This is a genomic window from Streptomyces sp. NPDC057486 (assembly GCF_042802415.1).
Taxonomy (GTDB): domain Bacteria; phylum Actinomycetota; class Actinomycetes; order Streptomycetales; family Streptomycetaceae; genus Streptomyces; species Streptomyces yanii.
The window spans coordinates 14849-31246 of the sequence record NZ_JBHVEE010000036.1; the positions used below are offsets into that span (position 1 = coordinate 14849).

General features: G+C 69.9%; 12 protein-coding genes. 5 read left to right on the forward strand and 7 right to left on the reverse strand.

The window, feature by feature from the left end; genetic code table 11:
- Positions 1-224 precede the first annotated feature (224 nt).
- The 4 genes from ACFU6I_RS18780 to istA all read right to left on the reverse strand — a co-directional run bounded on the left by ACFU6I_RS18780 (position 225) and on the right by istA (position 2707).
- Positions 225-755 (reverse strand): GNAT family N-acetyltransferase, encoded by a 531-nt coding sequence (locus ACFU6I_RS18780; protein ID WP_384367687.1) that lies wholly within the window; start codon positions 753-755, stop codon positions 225-227.
- A gap of 161 nt (positions 756-916) precedes the next feature.
- Positions 917-1705 carry an IS21-like element helper ATPase IstB gene (istB, locus tag ACFU6I_RS18785; RefSeq protein ID WP_384367794.1) on the reverse strand — a complete coding sequence of 263 codons (789 nt, stop codon included), beginning with the start codon at positions 1703-1705 and terminating at the stop codon, positions 917-919.
- A 6-nt stretch (positions 1706-1711) separates the two neighbouring features.
- Positions 1712-1942, reverse strand: a complete 231-nt coding sequence (locus ACFU6I_RS18790; protein ID WP_384367690.1) for a hypothetical protein — start codon at positions 1940-1942, stop codon at positions 1712-1714.
- Between the two features lie 48 nt (positions 1943-1990).
- Positions 1991-2707 (reverse strand): IS21 family transposase, encoded by a 717-nt coding sequence (gene istA / locus ACFU6I_RS18795; RefSeq protein ID WP_384367693.1) that lies wholly within the window; start codon positions 2705-2707, stop codon positions 1991-1993.
- A gap of 265 nt (positions 2708-2972) precedes the next feature.
- Here istA and ACFU6I_RS18800 point away from each other — a divergent pair, with 265 nt between their 5' ends.
- Both ACFU6I_RS18800 and ACFU6I_RS18805 read left to right on the forward strand, forming a co-directional pair.
- Positions 2973-3101, forward strand: coding sequence for a hypothetical protein (locus ACFU6I_RS18800; protein ID WP_384367696.1), 129 nt, complete (start codon positions 2973-2975; stop codon positions 3099-3101).
- 307 nt (positions 3102-3408) lie between these two features.
- Positions 3409-4209, forward strand: a complete 801-nt coding sequence (locus ACFU6I_RS18805) for an SDR family NAD(P)-dependent oxidoreductase (RefSeq protein WP_384367699.1) — start codon at positions 3409-3411, stop codon at positions 4207-4209.
- Between the two features lie 35 nt (positions 4210-4244).
- Here the strand turns inward: ACFU6I_RS18805 and ACFU6I_RS18810 are convergent, their stop codons facing one another.
- Complete coding sequence (locus ACFU6I_RS18810; RefSeq protein ID WP_384367702.1) at positions 4245-4841, reverse strand: TetR/AcrR family transcriptional regulator; 597 nt, start codon at positions 4839-4841, stop codon at positions 4245-4247.
- 481 nt (positions 4842-5322) lie between these two features.
- On the opposite strand from ACFU6I_RS18810, the gene ACFU6I_RS18815 reads away from it, so the two are divergent.
- Positions 5323-5754 carry a hypothetical protein gene (locus ACFU6I_RS18815; protein ID WP_384367705.1) on the forward strand — a complete coding sequence of 144 codons (432 nt, stop codon included), beginning with the start codon at positions 5323-5325 and terminating at the stop codon, positions 5752-5754.
- A 555-nt stretch (positions 5755-6309) separates the two neighbouring features.
- Positions 6310-8559 carry a tetratricopeptide repeat protein gene (locus tag ACFU6I_RS18820; protein WP_384367708.1) on the forward strand — a complete coding sequence of 750 codons (2250 nt, stop codon included), beginning with the start codon at positions 6310-6312 and terminating at the stop codon, positions 8557-8559.
- A 482-nt stretch (positions 8560-9041) separates the two neighbouring features.
- Here the strand turns inward: ACFU6I_RS18820 and ACFU6I_RS18825 are convergent, their stop codons facing one another.
- On the reverse strand, positions 9042-9665 hold the full coding sequence (locus tag ACFU6I_RS18825; protein WP_384367711.1) for a hypothetical protein: 624 nt from the start codon (positions 9663-9665) through the stop codon (positions 9042-9044).
- Between the two features lie 356 nt (positions 9666-10021).
- Here ACFU6I_RS18825 and ACFU6I_RS18830 point away from each other — a divergent pair, with 356 nt between their 5' ends.
- Complete coding sequence (locus tag ACFU6I_RS18830; RefSeq protein ID WP_384367714.1) at positions 10022-12814, forward strand: AAA family ATPase; 2793 nt, start codon at positions 10022-10024, stop codon at positions 12812-12814.
- A gap of 518 nt (positions 12815-13332) precedes the next feature.
- On the opposite strand, the gene ACFU6I_RS18835 is transcribed toward ACFU6I_RS18830, so the two are convergent.
- The gene (locus tag ACFU6I_RS18835) at positions 13333-16044 is read right to left on the reverse strand and encodes an AAA family ATPase (protein WP_384367717.1); all 2712 of its coding nucleotides are present in this window, start codon (positions 16042-16044) and stop codon (positions 13333-13335) included.
- Positions 16045-16398 lie beyond the last annotated feature (354 nt).

Here is a 16398-nt window from a genome sequence, read left to right on the forward strand (position 1 = left end):
CGGCTCTGGAATGTCGAGGAGAAATGACGGCACTGCCGTGCTCCGAACGTGGGACGGCCAGCCGCCCGTCAGAGCGGCTGGCCGTCGAGGCAGGTAGGACCTGTCCGGTGGATCAAGGTGGGCGGATTGCCCCTGTCCCCGTCCAGCGCCGCCGTGCGACACGGGCGTCACCGCCGACCGATAAGAACGGAAGGAGTCCGTCGCCTGCTGACCTGCCCGCGCCGTTAGCCGACCCGCCGGGCCAGCACCTGTCCCGGCCAGTCCTCGGACAGGAAACGGTCGGTGGGGGTGAAACCGTTGCGCTCGTAGAACGCGACCAGTTCGCCTCCACCGCCCGCCCAACAGTCGACCCGCAGCAGCTCCACACCGGCCCGCCGGGTCTCCTCGGCGGCATGGGCCAGCAGCGCCCGCCCGATGCCCAGACCGGCGTGCCGTCGGTCGGAGACCAGCAGCCGGACGTACCGCTCGGGTTCCTCCGCCGGCGCGATCGGCATCTGCGGGCTGGGTCCGGAGTCCAGCACCAGGACTCCGACAGGTGTTCCGTTCATCTCCGCGATGTGTGGAGCGTTATCGGTGATGTATCGCTCCACACGCTCCACCCCGCCGGGCTTCTGCGAATACGGTGTCGTGCCCCACTGTTCGGTATTGCCGCGATCGTTCATCCAGGCCACCGCGGAGTCGAGCATGTCCAGAATGGCCGGTGCGTCGGCCAGGCTGCCTGGTCTGATCCGTATGCCGTATGTGGTGCCGTTCACGGCGGAAGCCTAAGCGCTGTCGGGCGGATCACGGGCGAAGCCATAACCTTCGCAGGTAGCGGTGGTTCTGGCGCGAGCTGTAAGCCTTGTCGCCACTGAGGTGGCCCAGTCGTGTGCGCGGGTGCCCGCCCCGTGGCGGACACTCTGCCTAGCGGCAAAGGTCAGCCAGCCTTTGCGGGCTCCTCAGCTCGTGCCCGGGTGCTGGCCAACCGGTAGGAGTCGGTGCCGGTCTCGATGATCGTGCCGTTGAAGGTGAGGCGGTCGACGATGGCTGCGCAGAGGCGAGGGTCGGTGAACGTCTTGGTCCAGCCGCCGAAGGACTCGTTGGAGGCGATGGCGACGCTGTTCTTCTCCTCGCGCTCCGTCAGGACCTGGAAGAGGAGTTCGGCGCCATGACGGTCCAGTTCCATGTAGCCCAGCTCATCAATGCAGAGGAGGTCGACGCGGCCGTAGCGGGCGATGGTCTTGGTCAGCTGCTTCTCGTCGGCGGCTTCGACCAGCTCGTTCACCAGCTTCGTGGCGAGCGTGTAGCGGACGCGGTAGCCCTTCATCGCGGCCTCGGCGCCCAGAGCGATGAGCATGTGGGACTTGCCGGTGCCGGAGTCACCGATCAGGCAGAGCGGCTGGCTCTTCTTGATCCATTCACAGCTGGCGAGGGTGTGGACGGTCGCCGCGTCGATGCTCGGGTTGGCCTCGAAGTCGAACGCCCGCAAGGACTTCTCCCGCGGGAAGCCCGCCGCCTTGATCCGTCGCTCAGATCGGCGGCGGGCCCGGTCGTCGCACTCGGCCATCAGCAGTTCGGCCAGGAAGCCCCGGTAGCTCATCTGGTCCTTCAGCGCCCGCTCGGCGATGTCGGAGAACTCGTTGCGGATCGACGGCAGCCGCAGCAGGCGGCAGGCGCTGTCGATCCGCCGGATGGGGACCGAGTAGCGGTTGGTGCGGACCGGGATCTGGCCCTAGCGGTCGACCCGGGGAGTGAACAATCGGCCCGTCTCGAACGGTTCCTCGGGCAGCGGCATCAGCAGCGGCTGCTCGATGGCGAAGTACTCCGCGACCGTCTTGGGCCTGGAGCCGATGCGGCGGGCGTCGTCCTGCCGGTCCCACTGTTCGACCATCTCGTTGAGCTCGGCGAGCGAGGAGACCTCTGGGACGGGAACGAAGTGGTTGCGGCGGAAGTAGCCGATCATCCCTTCGACTCCGCCCTTCTCGTGGGCGCCTTCGATGCCGGGTCGGCATTAGAAGCTCTCGATGCCGAAGTGCGAGCGGAAGGCGATCCACCGGTCGGCCTCCGTTCTCGCCCGGCTCTGCCCCAGAACCCGGGAAACGGCGGCCTTCAGGTTGTCGTAGCGGACCTTGGTCCTCGGAACCCCGCCCAGTGTCCGCAGTGCGTGGACGTGGCCTTCGAAGAAGGCTTCCTGGCCGCAGGGGGCGAACACGCGGTGGACGGCCTTGCCCGAGTACGAGAGCCGGAAGGAGAACAGGTAGCAGGTCACCAGCTCGCCGGCCAGACGCACGGTCACGTCCCCGAAGTCGACCTCCGCCTCATGGCCGGGCAGGTGAGTCTGCGGGACGAATGCCTCCAGCGGTGCCTTGCCGGACTCGACTAGGTTCTCGGGCTTCCGGCCGGCGACGTAGTAGCGCACCACACCGTAGGAGACGTCCGCCCCGTGCTCCTCGACCAGCCGGTGGAAGATCCGGGTGACCGTGTGCCGCTGCTTGCGCGGCGCGTCCAGATCCGCCCGCAGGATCTCGTCGATCACCGCCTTGTACGGGTCCAGCGTGGTGGCACGGGGCGGCAGCTTCTTACGAGGCTCTGGCCAGGACGAGTCCAACGCCTTGCGTACCGTCCGCCAGGTCACGCCGTGCTTGCGCTCAAGCTCCCGCATCGACATGCCGCCGCGATGGTCACGCCGGATCGCCGCGTACAGCTCGACCTTCGACATCTGCGGCATGACCAGGACCTTTCACCAGGAGCATCCCGATGCTGCCCTGGCAAGAACCCCAGCGCCTCCCGAACTCATCAACATCACCCGACCGTGGTTCTGAGCGCCTCCCAAACCCGTCGACAAATGACGTCACTACTGCTCGATAAAGCCACCGGCTGAGCACCGAAGTGGCGACGCACCCATACCGGGCGACCCTCGACAGCGGTGTGGTGGCAGCGCGGATGGCACTCAAGCACGCACACGAAGCTGCCCGGGACGAGGCGGCATAGCCATGTCCGACCCCGGGTCGATATCCCGCCTCGACAAGCTCCGGGCTCTTCAGGAGTGGCTGGACTGGCAGTTGCGCCAGACCCGGGGCCGGATCCAGCAGCTCGAAGCCCAAGAACGGCAGGGCCGGTAGCGGCGGGCGCCGGAGCGGCAGCGCGGAGCGACCGCCGTGCGCTGGCCCGTCCCGATCTCGTCCGCACGCCCCCCACCCGAGACCCGGGCCCGCCCGAGGCCCCCGCGCACACCCACTCCGGATGAGGACCACAGGGCCCGAGAGGCGCACTCCCAGCTCGGCCGACGGCCCTGGTGCGGTGGCTGCCGCTGCCTCGCCGGTTCTGCCGTGACTCGCTAAGTCTACGATTGTATACTTACTGGTGTGGCCGCCCGCTGCTCGCACCGTCGGGGCGCGAGGGTGGCCGGCTCAGGAAAGGAAACAGGACATGAACCTCGATCTCACCGGCAAGCGCGCGCTGATCACCGGCTCCAGTGCCGGGCTCGGCGAGGCGACGGCCAGGATGTTGGCGGCCGAAGGCGCAGCCGTGGTGATCCACGGACGCGACAAGGACCGGGTGGAGGCGGTCGCGGCGTCGGTCCGTGCGGCCGGCGCAACGGCCGCCACGGCGCTGGGCGACCTGGCCACCGACGCCGGCGCCGCCGATGTCGCCCGGGCTGCCACCGCCGACGGCCCCATCGACATCCTCGTCAACAACGCCGGCTTCTACCGTCACCTCTCGTGGGCGGAGGCGACGCCCACGGAGTGGAATGACACCTACAACGTCAATGTCGTCTCAGGCGTGCGGATGATCCAGCACTTGGTCCCGGCGATGCGCGAGCGCGGCTGGGGACGCGTGGTCACCATCGGCGGCGGCCTGGCCTCCCAGCCGATGAACACCCACCCGCAGTACAACGCCACGCTCGCCGCCCGCCACAACCTCGCCGTCTCACTGGCCCGTGACCTCAAGGGCACGGGCGTCACCTCGAACGTGGTGTCCCCCGGCGCGATCCTCGTGGACAGCGTGAAGGACCTCGTCACACAGATCGGACCCGCCCGCGGCTGGGGCCGGACCTGGGAGGAAATCCACCCGAACGCCGTCGATGCCCTCATCCCCAACGACCAGAACCGCTTCGGCGAACCGGACGAGATCGCGGCAGCAGTCGCCTACCTGTGCAGCCGGCACGCGCAGTACGTCAGCGGAGCCACCATCCGCGTCGATGGCGGCCTCATCCGCTCTGCCTTCTGAACGCCCCGTACCCCTCACACCGGCGACATCGCCATCTAGGCTCCGGAGCCCGGGACCCGGGCTTGACCCGTCACTGGTTCGAGCATGTCGGCCAGCAACTGAGCGAGGCGGTCGTCGTCGGCCGCCGCCAGCGCGCCGACACCGACGACGGTGCGCAACAACCACGTCCCCGCGGCCAGTGCCAGCCCCAACTGGGCACGGACGTCGGCTTCCGAGCCGCCGATCAGCCCCGCCAGCCGCGCCCCCACATGCGCCTCGATCCCCCGCCGGACGATGCCGGCCGCCTCGGGGTCCGACGCGGAGCGCAGCATCAACAGGAACGGATCGAGGCGCTCAGCGCCGGGTGCCGTGCGCTCGGCAAGGGACCGGGCCATCGACTGCGTCAAATCGTCGCGCTGGGTGCCCACGACGGTCGGCGGCTCGAAGCAGCGGTCGACCGTCTCGGCGAACAGGCCCTGCTTCGAGCCGAAGTAGCGATTGATCATCATCGCCGTGACGCCCGCCCGCTCGGCGATCTGCCGGACCCCCGCCCGGTCGTATCCGTGCTCCGTGAACTCCACGGCCGCGGCGGCCAGGATCGCTTCACGCGTCGCCGCCGCGTCCCGCCGGCGAGGCGGCTGTTCACCAGTCATGAAAACCAGCATACGGCGCGCTGTCTACGACCGTAGACAGCGCACAACAGCGTCGTGCGGCAGCTGCTGTCCGGGCCGGGCCTGTGCGGCGATGCGGGCAGCCCAGGCCGGCAGCCGGGCGACGCGTTAGGCTCATTTTGTAGGCACGTGTTGCGGCCGCGGAGGCGGTCATGGGCCAGAACGTCAGGTACCCGACGCCGTCACAGGCCGAAGGGGAGAGGCTGGAAGGGAACACGGATCCCGCCGAGGCCGAGTATCCCGCCATGTGGCGCACCCGGGCCGTCCCAGGCGGAGGGTGAGAGCCTGGCGGAGCACACCGAGAGCTGGCAGAGGCGGCGGCCGTACGGTAGGGATCCTTGCCGGTTCGCCCCGGTGAGACCGGCAAGGCCACCGTTCGCCAGGACGGTTCCGAGGCACTCGGGACGTGCCTGCGTTCGGTTGTCCCTTTCGCGCGCCCGCACTCGAAGGAGGTGCGCCCGGTATGGATTCGGAACGTGCCGGCCGTTTGGTGTCGGCGCTTCGTGCCCGTGGCGTGATGGCCCATCTGGTAGAGGCGGGTGTCTACGAGTTCGGGATCCGGGTCGTCCTCGACGAGGGAATCGAGGCGCTGTGGGACGTCGACGGGGCCTCGGGGCTCGACGCGGAAGTCGTCAGCGACGGAGTGCTCATCGGCTTCGTACCCCATGTGCCCGGTTCGGAGAGCTTCACCGAAGAGCAGCTCGTGGAGAGCATCGCCACGACGCAGTACTCGGCGGAAGGGCTCCGCCCGCCCAGCGACACGCCCACCCCGACCCCACCGCCGACCGGCGAGGCCGCGCCGTCGCACGGTCCAGCGGTCACCCCGCCAGTCGCTCGCTACCAGCGCCGGGCGCACTGGATCCGGCGCGGCAAAGAGGACGGTCCTCGGCGCTGACCAGGTACCTGGCGCATCGCCCGAGGCGCCCGCCTGCGACGCGGTCGGCCGCCGTCTCCTCAAAGGACATCGTCGCACGCGTGTGGACCTTTCGGTCCATAACTGGCGCCCTCAGGGCATGAAGGGCGGTGAAGGGCGGACCTGTGTCGCATGCCGGCCTGGACAACAGCGCACTTCAGCCTGTGCGCACCGCGCCTCGCTCCCCCGGCCCGCACGTCGTCGACGGCGACACCGGAGCGACCGACGCCGACGAGGAAGAAGGAGACGAGGGCGGCGGCGAAGAGCGATCCGCCTGCCCACACATAGGCGGGCGAATCATCGGAGACGAACCGGAGTCGTTGTCCGGCAGCACGGAGACATGTGTCGCCTCGGCACCCGCGGCATACGTGGGAGAACCCGCTCCCCGGGCGGCGACACCTCATCTTGTCTCAGGGTGGGCTCACCATATGAGACTCGCGGTGAATATCCATTCCAGAACTGCTACGTTTCGTGACATTCCGAAGCACACCGCCGGCCCTTCAGCAGGCATCTGACAGCGCGGCACCAGGGAGTGGAATGAGCAAGGAGACGTTCAGCCGCCTGCTGCGTGAGGCACGGCAGCGGTCTGTGCTCACACTGGAGCGCCTTGCGGAGGCTTCGGGGGTGAGTGTCCGGGCCATCAGCGACATGGAACGTGGCCGGAGCCTTCCGCGCCAGTCGACTCTGGGCGACTTGATGGACGCTCTCGAACTGGACGAGGGCGAGCGTCGGCGCCTTGTGCAGGCGTCCACGTTGCGGGCGCAGCAGGTTCCCCGGCAACTGCCTCCCGATCTCGCGGTGTTCCGTGGTCATGAGAAGGCACTGAAGGCCGTGCACGGAACCATGGACCAAGTCACCGGGGACGGCAGGCATGTCGTGATCGCCGCGGTGGGCGGTATGGCTGGGGTGGGCAAGACCACACTGGCAGTGCACTGGGCTCACCAGGTGGCGGATCGCTTCCCCGACGGCCAGCTGTATGTGAACCTGCGCGGGTTCGAGGAGTCCTCACGCCCTCTGGACCCAGGTGAGGCCCTGGGAGGGTTCCTGCGGGCACTCGGGGTACCGAGCAGCGACATACCGCCCGGTACCCGGGAGCGCGGTGTCCTGTTCCGGGAGCGGACCGCATCCCGGCAGTTGATCGTCGTTCTGGACAACGCGCGGGACGCCGAACAGGTCAGGCCGCTGCTGCCCCCTGCCGGCTGCCTGTCCCTCATCACCTCGCGGAACCAGCTGCCCGGCCTGGCCGCGGAGGAGGGCGCCTCCACGATCAGCCTGGATCTGTGGACACAGGAAGAGGCTCTCGCCGCGCTCGCCGCCCGGATCGGTGACGACCGGTGCCGGTCCGAGCCGGACACTGCCGCCGAACTCGTCGAACTCTGCGGGTACCTGCCACTGGCAGTCGCCGTCGTCGGCGCGCAGCTGAGCGGAAGCCCACAGTTGTCGTTGCGCTACAGCGTCCGTGAGCTGCGGAAGGCCCGGCCGCGGCTGGACGCCCTTGCGGCCGATGACCGGCGGGTCGATGTCAGGGCCGTGTTCTCGTGGTCCTACCGGGCGCTCGACCAGGAGTCGGCACGGTTCTTCCGATATCTGGCGGCTCATCCCGGACCGGCGGTGTCCGCCGAGGCTGCCGCTTCCCTCGCGGGCGTGGAGATGCCGACGGCGAGGCGGCGTCTGCGTGAGCTGACCGCAGCCAGCCTGCTCTCGCGGGACGCCGAGGGCCGCTACGTGATGCACGACCTGATCCGGGCCTACGGCATCGAACTCATGCAGCAGGAGAAGGACGACCGCGTCGGCGCCGAAATCCGCCTGCTGGACTACCTGCGCCACAACGCCTACGCCGCCGGCCGGTTCGTCTCGCGTTTCCCCTCCGAGGTGGGCGATGCACCGGCGCCGGGCGTCGTGCATGTCACCGTCGACCATCGCGAGGAGGGACTGGACTGGTTCCACCGGGAGGAGTCGTCCGTCGCGACCGCTCTGCGCAGCATGCAGGATCCGCGGCTGCTCCGTCATCGTGTGAACCTGACGTTGGAATGGATGGGCTACAACGCGGCGGCAGGGCGCTGGGCCGAGGAGGTCTCGGCTTCGCGCATCGGGCTCGACGCAGCCCTTGTCCTCGACGACCCGGTCGCCATCGCGCGGACCGGCGCGCACCTGGCGCGCGCCATGGTCGAGACGGGGCAGATGAACGAGGCTGACGAGCCCATCGGCATGATGCTCGGGCAACTGCGGCGGCTGCCCACGGAGCACCAGGCCCGCGTCGAGCGCAATGTCAGCTTTCTGCGTGGTCGTCAGCAGCGCCACGAGGAGGCACTGCAGCACGCGCGCAGGAGTCTGGCGATCGCCCGCAGACTCTCTCGGACCGGCGAGATCGCGCGCACGCTCATCGGTGTGGGTTTCTGCCTCGCCATGCTCGGCCAGTACCAGGAGGCCATTGCCACGTGCGAGGAAGCGGTGCCCATGCTGCGGGAGGTGAAGGACCGCAGCGGCGAAGCATCCGTCTGGGACTCCATCGGCCTTGCCCAGCAACATTTGGGTCGTCTCGATGCCGCCGTCATCAGCTACGGGAAGTCGCTGCGGATCCTCGAAGAGGTCCGCGACGATTACATGCAGGCTGAAACCCTGGACCACCTCGCATCCGCCCTGCTGGAACTCGGAGACCATTCACAGGCGCGGGCGCACTGGATGCGAGCCGCCGACCTGCTCACCGGTCTACGTGTTCCTCGCGCCGCGGCACTGCGGGCCAAGGCGGAGGCTGTTCCGCAGTCCGAAGTCCACTCCACCCGCTGAGAAGGCGGCAGGCGCTCTGGCGGACTGCGAGGTGGCCGAGGGACTGGGCGATGCGTCGGCGACAGGATGCGTTTCCCTCCCCGCCCGAAGCCGGGGATACCCACGCAAGATCAGGGACGGAGCCCGAGGCTCTCCGGGAATGCTTCCAAGAACTCCCGATGACGTGGGCGACCCCCCTCCAGGACCTTGACGGCGTCGTCCAGATCCAGCTGTTCGTCTTCACTGCGCTCGACGAACCACAGGGTCTCGACCGAGACTTCGGCCAAGGCTTGTGTCAGGGACGAGTATCAAGGCCCCCCAGCAGGTCCCGGAAGCAGAGGTCGGCTCCTTCTGTCGCATGCATGCGTTGAGCGTGCTGCCCCTTCGATCTCGCTTGCCGGCCTGTCCGTCCTGCAGGGTCGGTGATTCCGGGGGCAGACCCGGTCCGGGCCAGGACGGTTTGGGTGCACCGGCTGGTGGCACGGTCTTCGCGTCGACCGGTATCAGTCCAGAGTGAGCTGCCAGTAGGCCGATTCGCGAGAACCGTCGTCCGGTGGCGCCACCTCCACCGTGATCGGCATCCCTTTCCTGCTCCCGGTGACGCGTACCGGCACGGTGACGCTCTTGCCTTCGTCAAGCCGCGACAGGAGTTCCGTGCCCGCCTCGAGGCGGTTGAGCCAGTCGCTCGTGCTTCCGTCGTCGGGCCCGTAGTCGTCGAGAGGCTCTCCGGCACGTATGACAAGGGGGGCAGGGCCGTACTCTGAGGCAGTTTCGTCCGCTGAGCTGCCGCCGAGGCTGATCGCCGTGTCCGTTCCGTTCTCGTAGGTGACGGTGAAGCTGTAGGCACTCCCGTGCGAAACCCGCCGTGGCGCACTGACGGTCACCTTGAGACCGTCTTCGTATCGCGCGGTGGTACCGGGTGACAGAGGGTCGGCCACGCTACCGGAGGCACCGTCAGCTGCCTCCTCGATCTGGCCGTATCCGTCCAGGCCCTTTTCCATCTCCGAGAGACCCCACAGCCCCAGCAGTCCCAGAGCAAAAAGTCCGAGCAGGGCCGTAATACAGCCCACATGCCACATCCGGCCCGTCCCGCTGCCACCGCTCGTGAGCCCCTCTTCCGTGTCCATGCAGGCCAGGCTAGGAAGCACAGTCCCCCGCACACCTGAGCGCTGCTACTCATGCCTGGGTGAGTAGTGCTTCGATCTGCCCGGCAGACCGCACGGATCGCCTCGGGCGAGGTCGGGGTGCCCACCGCTGACTGCGTCGGCGGCATCGCCGCGCATCGGATGCCGTTCCGCCGGGTGACCGGTGACGAGGCATCCGGTCGGCCCGCTCGTGAACGCGGCACGCCGCATCGACTGCGGGGCAAGCTGCATGCGAACTGCCTGTTCTCGCAGCCGTGGGTCCGGTGGGATGGGAGTCAGGCTCAAGGGCGCCCCCTTGGTCCGCATGGCAATGCTCAACGGCCCGGAACGGGGCACCTATGAACACGCAGACCCAGAGCGCCTTCTTCTCCGCCGAAGAGGCCGTCCACCACCCGCCGTCGATCGGCGCCACCGTTCCGTACGAGCCGGTGAACGATTCGAGGCTCGTCGGACGTGATGGCGAGCTGGAGGTGCTGCGGGCCTTCGTGCGCGACGCTCTGACCGACGGTGCCACCCTGGTCGTTCGCGGCGCCGCGGGATCGGGAAAGTCGGAGATCCTGGAAGCCGGTGCCGGGTCGGCAGCCGCCGCCGGCGCGCGGATACTGCGGTGCACCGGCATACGCGGTGGCCGTCCGCCCGAGCTCTCCGGTCTGCTTCAGGTCCTCTGGCCTGTCCTGGGGGATGCGCGTCGGCTCCTGACCGGCCGGCAGTTCCACGCCTTGGAGACGCTGCTGGTCGATGGCGCCCCGGCTCCGCAGGACCGGGGCCGGATGTCGTTCGCCGTTCTCGGCGCTCTTGAGGCGGTCAGCGCCGACCAGCCCCTGCTGATCGTCGTCGACAACTGGGACGCGCTGGACGAACCCAGTAGGGACGTTCTCGCCTTTGTCGCCCGAAGAACCGCAGGCCACCCCCTGGGTCTGCTGATGACCGTACGCCCACAGCATGCCCGCCCCGCGTCTCCGGAGGGCCTTCCCGAACTGCTGCTCCATCCGCTGCCCTGGGCCCAGTCCGCCGCCCTGCTGGCGAAGACGCGTCCGGGCAACGATCCCCGGACCGAGCGTGAGCTGCTGGCGACCGCGGCCGGCAATCCCCTCGCCCTCCTCGAACTTCCCATCCGGGCCGACCACTGCGCTCCCTACCTGCCCGCCTCGTCCGACCGGCTGGCCGCCGCCCTGGCCCCCTCGACCGCACAGCTCCCGGCGGGGACCCGAGATCTGCTGCTGGTGGCGGCGCTCCACCCGACGGCGGACATCCCGGCCCTTCTGTCGGCCGCCTCCCGGCTCGGGGGCGTCGCCCTTGATCTCACGGCCGTGGAACCCGCGGAACGCCAGGGCATCGTGATGTTCGACGGCATGCGACTGCATTTCGGCCACCCCGCCACCGCCGGTGCCGTGGTCCACGGCACCGGTCGACGGCGCTGCCGCTCCGCCCACGCAGCCCTGGCCGCCGAGCTGAAGCAGGGATCCGTCCGGCATATGTGGCACCTTTCCCAAGCGGTGGAGGGGCCCGACCCGGAACTCGCCGCCCGCCTCGAAGACGTGCACGGCGACGCACTGCGGCAGAACGATCCGGCCACCGCCGTTCGTCTGCTGCGGCGCGCCGCCGACCTGTACGGCGGGCCCGAGGACCAGGGTCGCTGCCTCCTGCGGGCAGCTCAACTGGCGTACGACGCCGACTGGGTGCGCATGGCGCGGACGTTGGCCCACCGTGCACTGCGCCTCCCGCTGGGACCTCTGAGTACCCTCTGCGCCGAGACACTGACACGGCTGGAGAGCAGTCCCGCCCGAGCTGCGGATCCGGCCGCCTGGCCCACGCCCGTCGGCGCCGCCGAACAGGACAGTGCGCTGGAGCTGGCCCAGCTCGTAGCCCCCACCGTGACGAAGGACATCGAGCGCGCGGGCACACTCCTCTCCTTTCTCGACCGGCTGCCGGACAGGGCGGACGATCCACGGCTGCTGCACGCCGTGGCCACCGCGATGCCGCTGCGACGATCCTCAGCCGTCATCGAGCGCCTGCCCGACGGTCTTGAACGCGGCGACCTGCCCGTGCGAGACCTTGAGCGCCTGGGGGAAGCGGCCCTGCTGGCCGGTGCACCCCTGCAGGCTCTGGATCTGCACCGGCAGGCGGAGCGCCTCTGCCGTTTCCACGACCTGCACGACCTCATGCCCGGCGTACTTCTCCGGCAGGGGCTGGCACACCTGGTGACCGGCGACTGGGGGCAGGCCGAACGGGCGTTCCGGCGCTGCGGTGAGAGCGCCGAGGATCGCGGCCACGACCACCACACGACCGCGGCGGGGCTCCTCGAACAGCTCACCCGAGGTCTGCGCACCGGCACCGTGGTGTCGTGGGACGATGCGCGGGCGCGCGACGTCGCACGGCGGTCCGTGGCCGCGATGGACGACATCGTCGCCGTCAGTACCGGGTGGGCTCAGGTGGAGAGCGGCGACTTCGCCGCCGGCTACACGACCCTCGCTCGCCTTCTCGCCGTCCCCGCACCCTGTACCGCTGCCCTGTTCGCCCTGGTCCCCTTCGCAGAGGCGGCCGATGCCGTGAACGCGGCGGACGAGGCACGTGCGAGGCTGCGGCAGCTGGAGCGGGAGCTGGGGCCCGAGCACGCCCCGATCGTCTCGGTCGGACTCGCTGTGGCACAGGCCGTCCTGGCGGACGATCAGCACGGCGCGCCGCTGTACGAGCGGGCCTTCGCCATGGACCTGTCCCACCACCATTTCCTGGAGGCGTCCCTGCGCCTGGCTCACGGGCGGTGGCTGCGACGGCGGCGCGAGTTCTCCGACTCCCGCGTCACCTTGCGCCAGGCGGCGGCCACCTTCGCCATGATAGGCGCGGAGGCCCGTGTCGCGCGGATCACCGAGGAGCTACGGGCCTCCGGAGAGAGTGCGGGGACCGTCACCTCGGGGGCGCCGCGGCCGGCGCCGGCCGCGGGACTGCTCAGTCCGCAGGAGCTGCGCATCGCCACCCTCGCCGGTCAAGGGCTCTCGAACCGTCAGATCGGTGCGGAGTTCGGCCTGTCACCGCGGACGATCGGGTCCTACCTGTATCAGATCTTTCCCCGGCTGGGCGTGACGACGCGGGCTCAGTTGGCCACGGCCCTGCGGAACGAACCGGTCGGCTGAGGCGTACGACGGGCTGGGCGAGCCATCTGGTGCCGAGGCTCGCGCGGGTGGTTGTATGCGTGGCTGCAAAAGCCGTTTCGGGGCGACTGTGGGACCGAGTCCTTCGCCCCGCCCACACCGAGGCTCAAGCCGAACTAGGGCGTGTGTCGCAAGTGCCGCCGTCCGCCCGAAGGGTGGGCCCGGCGGCGTCCGGTGCGTGCGATCGCAAGGCGGAGGGTCGTCCTCGTACTGGACGTACGTGGACGACCCCGACAACGCAGCGAGCGTGCGTGCCAGGCGTCGCGGGGCAGGCGGGACTTCCGACACACGCCCTGGCCCAGGCCGACTGACCGGAGGCCAAGCGGGGGGCCGGTCAAGGGTGACCGAAGGTCGTAGCCTCAGGCGACGCCTCGTCGCAGCACGACTCCCGACGTCGCGGTGAAACGACCCCAAAGAAGCCGGCACAGCCACGCGGGCTCCTGCGCACATGCCCCCTCCTTCGCACGCGTCGGCCCACGGCACCATGCGGGCCGTGTGTGTCAGCGTGGGTGCAGCTTCTCGGCGAGCTGCGCGCGTGAAGTGACGTCGAGCTTGGGGAAGATCTGGTAGAGGTGCGAAGCCACGGTGCGGGGCGACAGCTGAAGGCGTTCTGCGATGGCCCGGTTGGTCAGGCCCTGGGCCGCGAGGCGCGCGATGGTGAGTTGCTGCGGGGACAGGACCTGGGCCGCGGTGTTCCCGGACTCGGTGGTGTCCGCCAGGCCGGCCGCCCTCAGTTCCGCGGCCGCCAGCTCCGCGCGGGGCATGGCCCCGAGGGACCGGAAGACGGACTCGGCCGTGGTGAGGGGTGCGCGTGACTCGAGAACACGGCGTCGGCGCCTGAGCCACACGCCATGGCTGAACTGCGTCATGGCATACAGCAGGGGCCACTGTTCGGACCCGTCGCCGAGTGCCGCGCGGTAGCGGTTCTCCGCCTCCTCGTCCTGGGCCAGGACCGCGCCGGCGTAGTCCAGGATCCGTTCGAGCAGGGGCGACCGCCCTGTCCGGGTCCGGTGATCGATCTGCTCGACGACCGCCCTGGCGTCGTCCGCCTCCCCCGCGGGCAGAGCTGCCTCGACGAGGAAGGCCAGTCCCCAGAACTGCTCGAACGAGTAAGGCGTCAGCAGTTCGGTGAACGACGCACGCAGTTGGGTGTAGGCCTCGGCGTACCGTCCCGTGCCGGAGGCCGTCAGAACCCGGGTGAGGGTGGCCAGGCTCAGGTGCTGACCCTGGCCGAGGTGCAGGGATGCCTCGTCGATCTCCGCAGCGCATTGCCGGGCTCTGTCGTGCCGTCCCTGCAGGGCCGCGAGGACGCCTTGGGCTCCGATGGCCCGGACTGCGAAGTTGCGGTGCTCCAGTCCGGTGGCGATCATCCGGCCCTCGGCGGCCATCGCTTCAGCAGTACGCCATTCGGAGCCCCGCCAGATCTCGCCCAACGCCCTCGCCGCGAGGATGTGCGGCAGCCGTCCGTGGCGGCCGTCGGCACGCGCGGCTGCTTCGGCCTCCTGGAGGAACACCGCAGCCTGCGCGAGGTCGCCGGTGAGATGGGCGGCCTGACCGAGGAGCAGCCGTTGGTCGGGGTCGGGGGGCTCCGATGTCCGCAGGGGCAGGCGGCTGACCGACAGGGGATCGGTCAGCGCCAGGACGGCGATGTCGCGTGTCCCCCATGGCGGCGTCCGCAGTTCCTTCAACGTCCGCACCACCAGGTCGCGGTCGGTGGCGCCGGCCTGCTGCCACCAGCATCGGCCTGCGGCGGCGTGCAGCAGTTTCTGCGCGAGAACGGGATGTGCCGCGGCCACGGCGCGGGCCGCGGAGCACAGGTGCGCGATCCGTTCACGGCCGACCGGCAGATTCCCCGGCACCAGGTCGTGCAGCCACAGCAGCATGGCGCTGCCGAGGTCTCCGAGTTCGTCGGGATCGATGCCACGGGCGTGCTGATGGGCCTGCTCCACCAGACCGTGGTGGCACGCCAGTTCGGCGGCGCGGAGCAGGCGGCCCGCTCGGCGTTCCGGGTCCGCGGACAGCCGGGCGGCGCATTCGAGTGCTGCCAGGGCTCTCAGCAGGCCGGCGCCCGGCCAGGGACCTTCGGCCAGTGATTCCAGCCGCTCGGCGAGTTCTTCGTCAGCACCGGTCACGCACTGGGCCGTGTGCCAGGCCGCGTGAGCGGGGTCCGTGACGCTGTGTCCGAGCGCCGCGTGGGCGGCCATGCGGCGTGCGGCCGAAGCCGTGTGCAGGACCGCGGTGCGGATGAGCGGCTCGGGAAACCGGATGTGGTGTTCGCGTACGTCGACGAGACCGCGCTCGGCGATCTCCGCCAGTCCCGCCCGGGCCGCCTGTGTACCGCCCGGCAGGCGCGCGCCGGCGTCCAGGATCTCCTGGACGACCGAGGAGGTGCTCAACGCCGCGGTGAGCAGGACACCATGGCCGGCTGCCGACAGTGCCCGCAGGTCCTCCGCGTACGCGTCGGCCAGGCGGGGGGTGGCGGGGAGCATGCCGAAGCCGGCCGCGTCCCTGAGGCCGTTGCCGCCGAGCGACAGCTCCGTGAGCGCGAGCGGATTGCCCTGTGCCACGGCGAGGACGAGTTCGGCTTCCGCGTGGGCCGCGGACGGCCGGGACCGGTGGACGAGTTCACGGGCCTCGTCAGCGGGGAGGGGGGTGAGAACGGTGGTGAGTGCGTCGGCCGGCAGCCAGGCCGCCGGGGCGGTTCGCTCGGCGACGACCATGCTCACCTGGGTCTGCCCGCACAGCCGGGCCATGTGACCGATGGTGTCACGGCTCGCCGCATCGAGCCGGTCGAAGTCGTCCACGCAGACGAGGACGGGGCCCGGCGCCAGGGCCAGCAGGCGCAGCGCGGACCGTGCCAGGCGCTCCGGTTCCGGTTCCGCGGCGTGACCCGCGAACACCGACTCCAGCAACGAGCGTTCCTCCGGAGGCAGTTGGCGAAGTCGCGGCAGACGGGGACGGAGCAGCCCGTGCAGTGCGGCGTAACGCAGTCCCCGTTCGTCGGGGACCCAGGACGTCGACAGTACGGGGACTTCCCGGCGTGCCGCCGCGTCCACGGCGAACCGTAGGACGGCGGTCTTCCCGATGCCCGGAACGCCGCTCAGGTGCAGGATTCGACCACCATCGGACAGGCCGGCCAGGAACGACGACACCAGATCCCGCTCCCGCTCGCGGCCGATGAGGCCGCTGCCGCCCGGGGCGCGTGCACCCATGCCATGCCCTCCCCCAGCCAAGCGTTCGTATCGCACACGTGTCGTCCGCGGAGTCCTCGGCCGGGTGGCCGGTCGGTCTCCGGACCACGGCCACCGCACCTGTCCGACGCAGAAAAACTTTAACATTCAGGTATGAACCCTGGGCGCCGTAATCACGGCTCCGGCGGGGCTCGACCCGGCGCCGCCCGCACGGTCGGCAGCCACGTGCAGGTCGCGGACACTGACATCGCTCCCGTGCTCGCGACGGCCGAAGACCCGGTCGACGGGGTGGCACCCGTGTGCACCGGACAGTTCCACAACGAGCGGGATCGTCCGGTGCGAGGCCGGAGCACGGCGCCCGGCACGGCCACAGGC

Excerpts from the sequence above, each read along its gene's own strand:
- ACFU6I_RS18790 (WP_384367690.1), bottom strand. The coding sequence starts at position 1,942 with ATGATCGGCTACTTCCGCCGCAACCACTTCGTTCCCGTCCCAGAGGTC.
- istA (WP_384367693.1), bottom strand. The coding sequence starts at position 2,707 with ATGCCGCAGATGTCGAAGGTCGAGCTGTACGCGGCGATCCGGCGTGAC.
- ACFU6I_RS18800 (WP_384367696.1), top strand. The coding sequence starts at position 2,973 with ATGTCCGACCCCGGGTCGATATCCCGCCTCGACAAGCTCCGGGCTCTT.
- ACFU6I_RS18805 (WP_384367699.1), top strand. The coding sequence starts at position 3,409 with ATGAACCTCGATCTCACCGGCAAGCGCGCGCTGATCACCGGCTCCAGT.
- ACFU6I_RS18810 (WP_384367702.1), bottom strand. The coding sequence starts at position 4,841 with ATGACTGGTGAACAGCCGCCTCGCCGGCGGGACGCGGCGGCGACGCGT.
- ACFU6I_RS18815 (WP_384367705.1), top strand. The coding sequence starts at position 5,323 with ATGGATTCGGAACGTGCCGGCCGTTTGGTGTCGGCGCTTCGTGCCCGT.
- ACFU6I_RS18820 (WP_384367708.1), top strand. The coding sequence starts at position 6,310 with ATGAGCAAGGAGACGTTCAGCCGCCTGCTGCGTGAGGCACGGCAGCGG.
- ACFU6I_RS18825 (WP_384367711.1), bottom strand. The coding sequence starts at position 9,665 with ATGGACACGGAAGAGGGGCTCACGAGCGGTGGCAGCGGGACGGGCCGG.
- ACFU6I_RS18830 (WP_384367714.1), top strand. The coding sequence starts at position 10,022 with ATGAACACGCAGACCCAGAGCGCCTTCTTCTCCGCCGAAGAGGCCGTC.
- ACFU6I_RS18835 (WP_384367717.1), bottom strand. The coding sequence starts at position 16,044 with ATGGGTGCACGCGCCCCGGGCGGCAGCGGCCTCATCGGCCGCGAGCGG.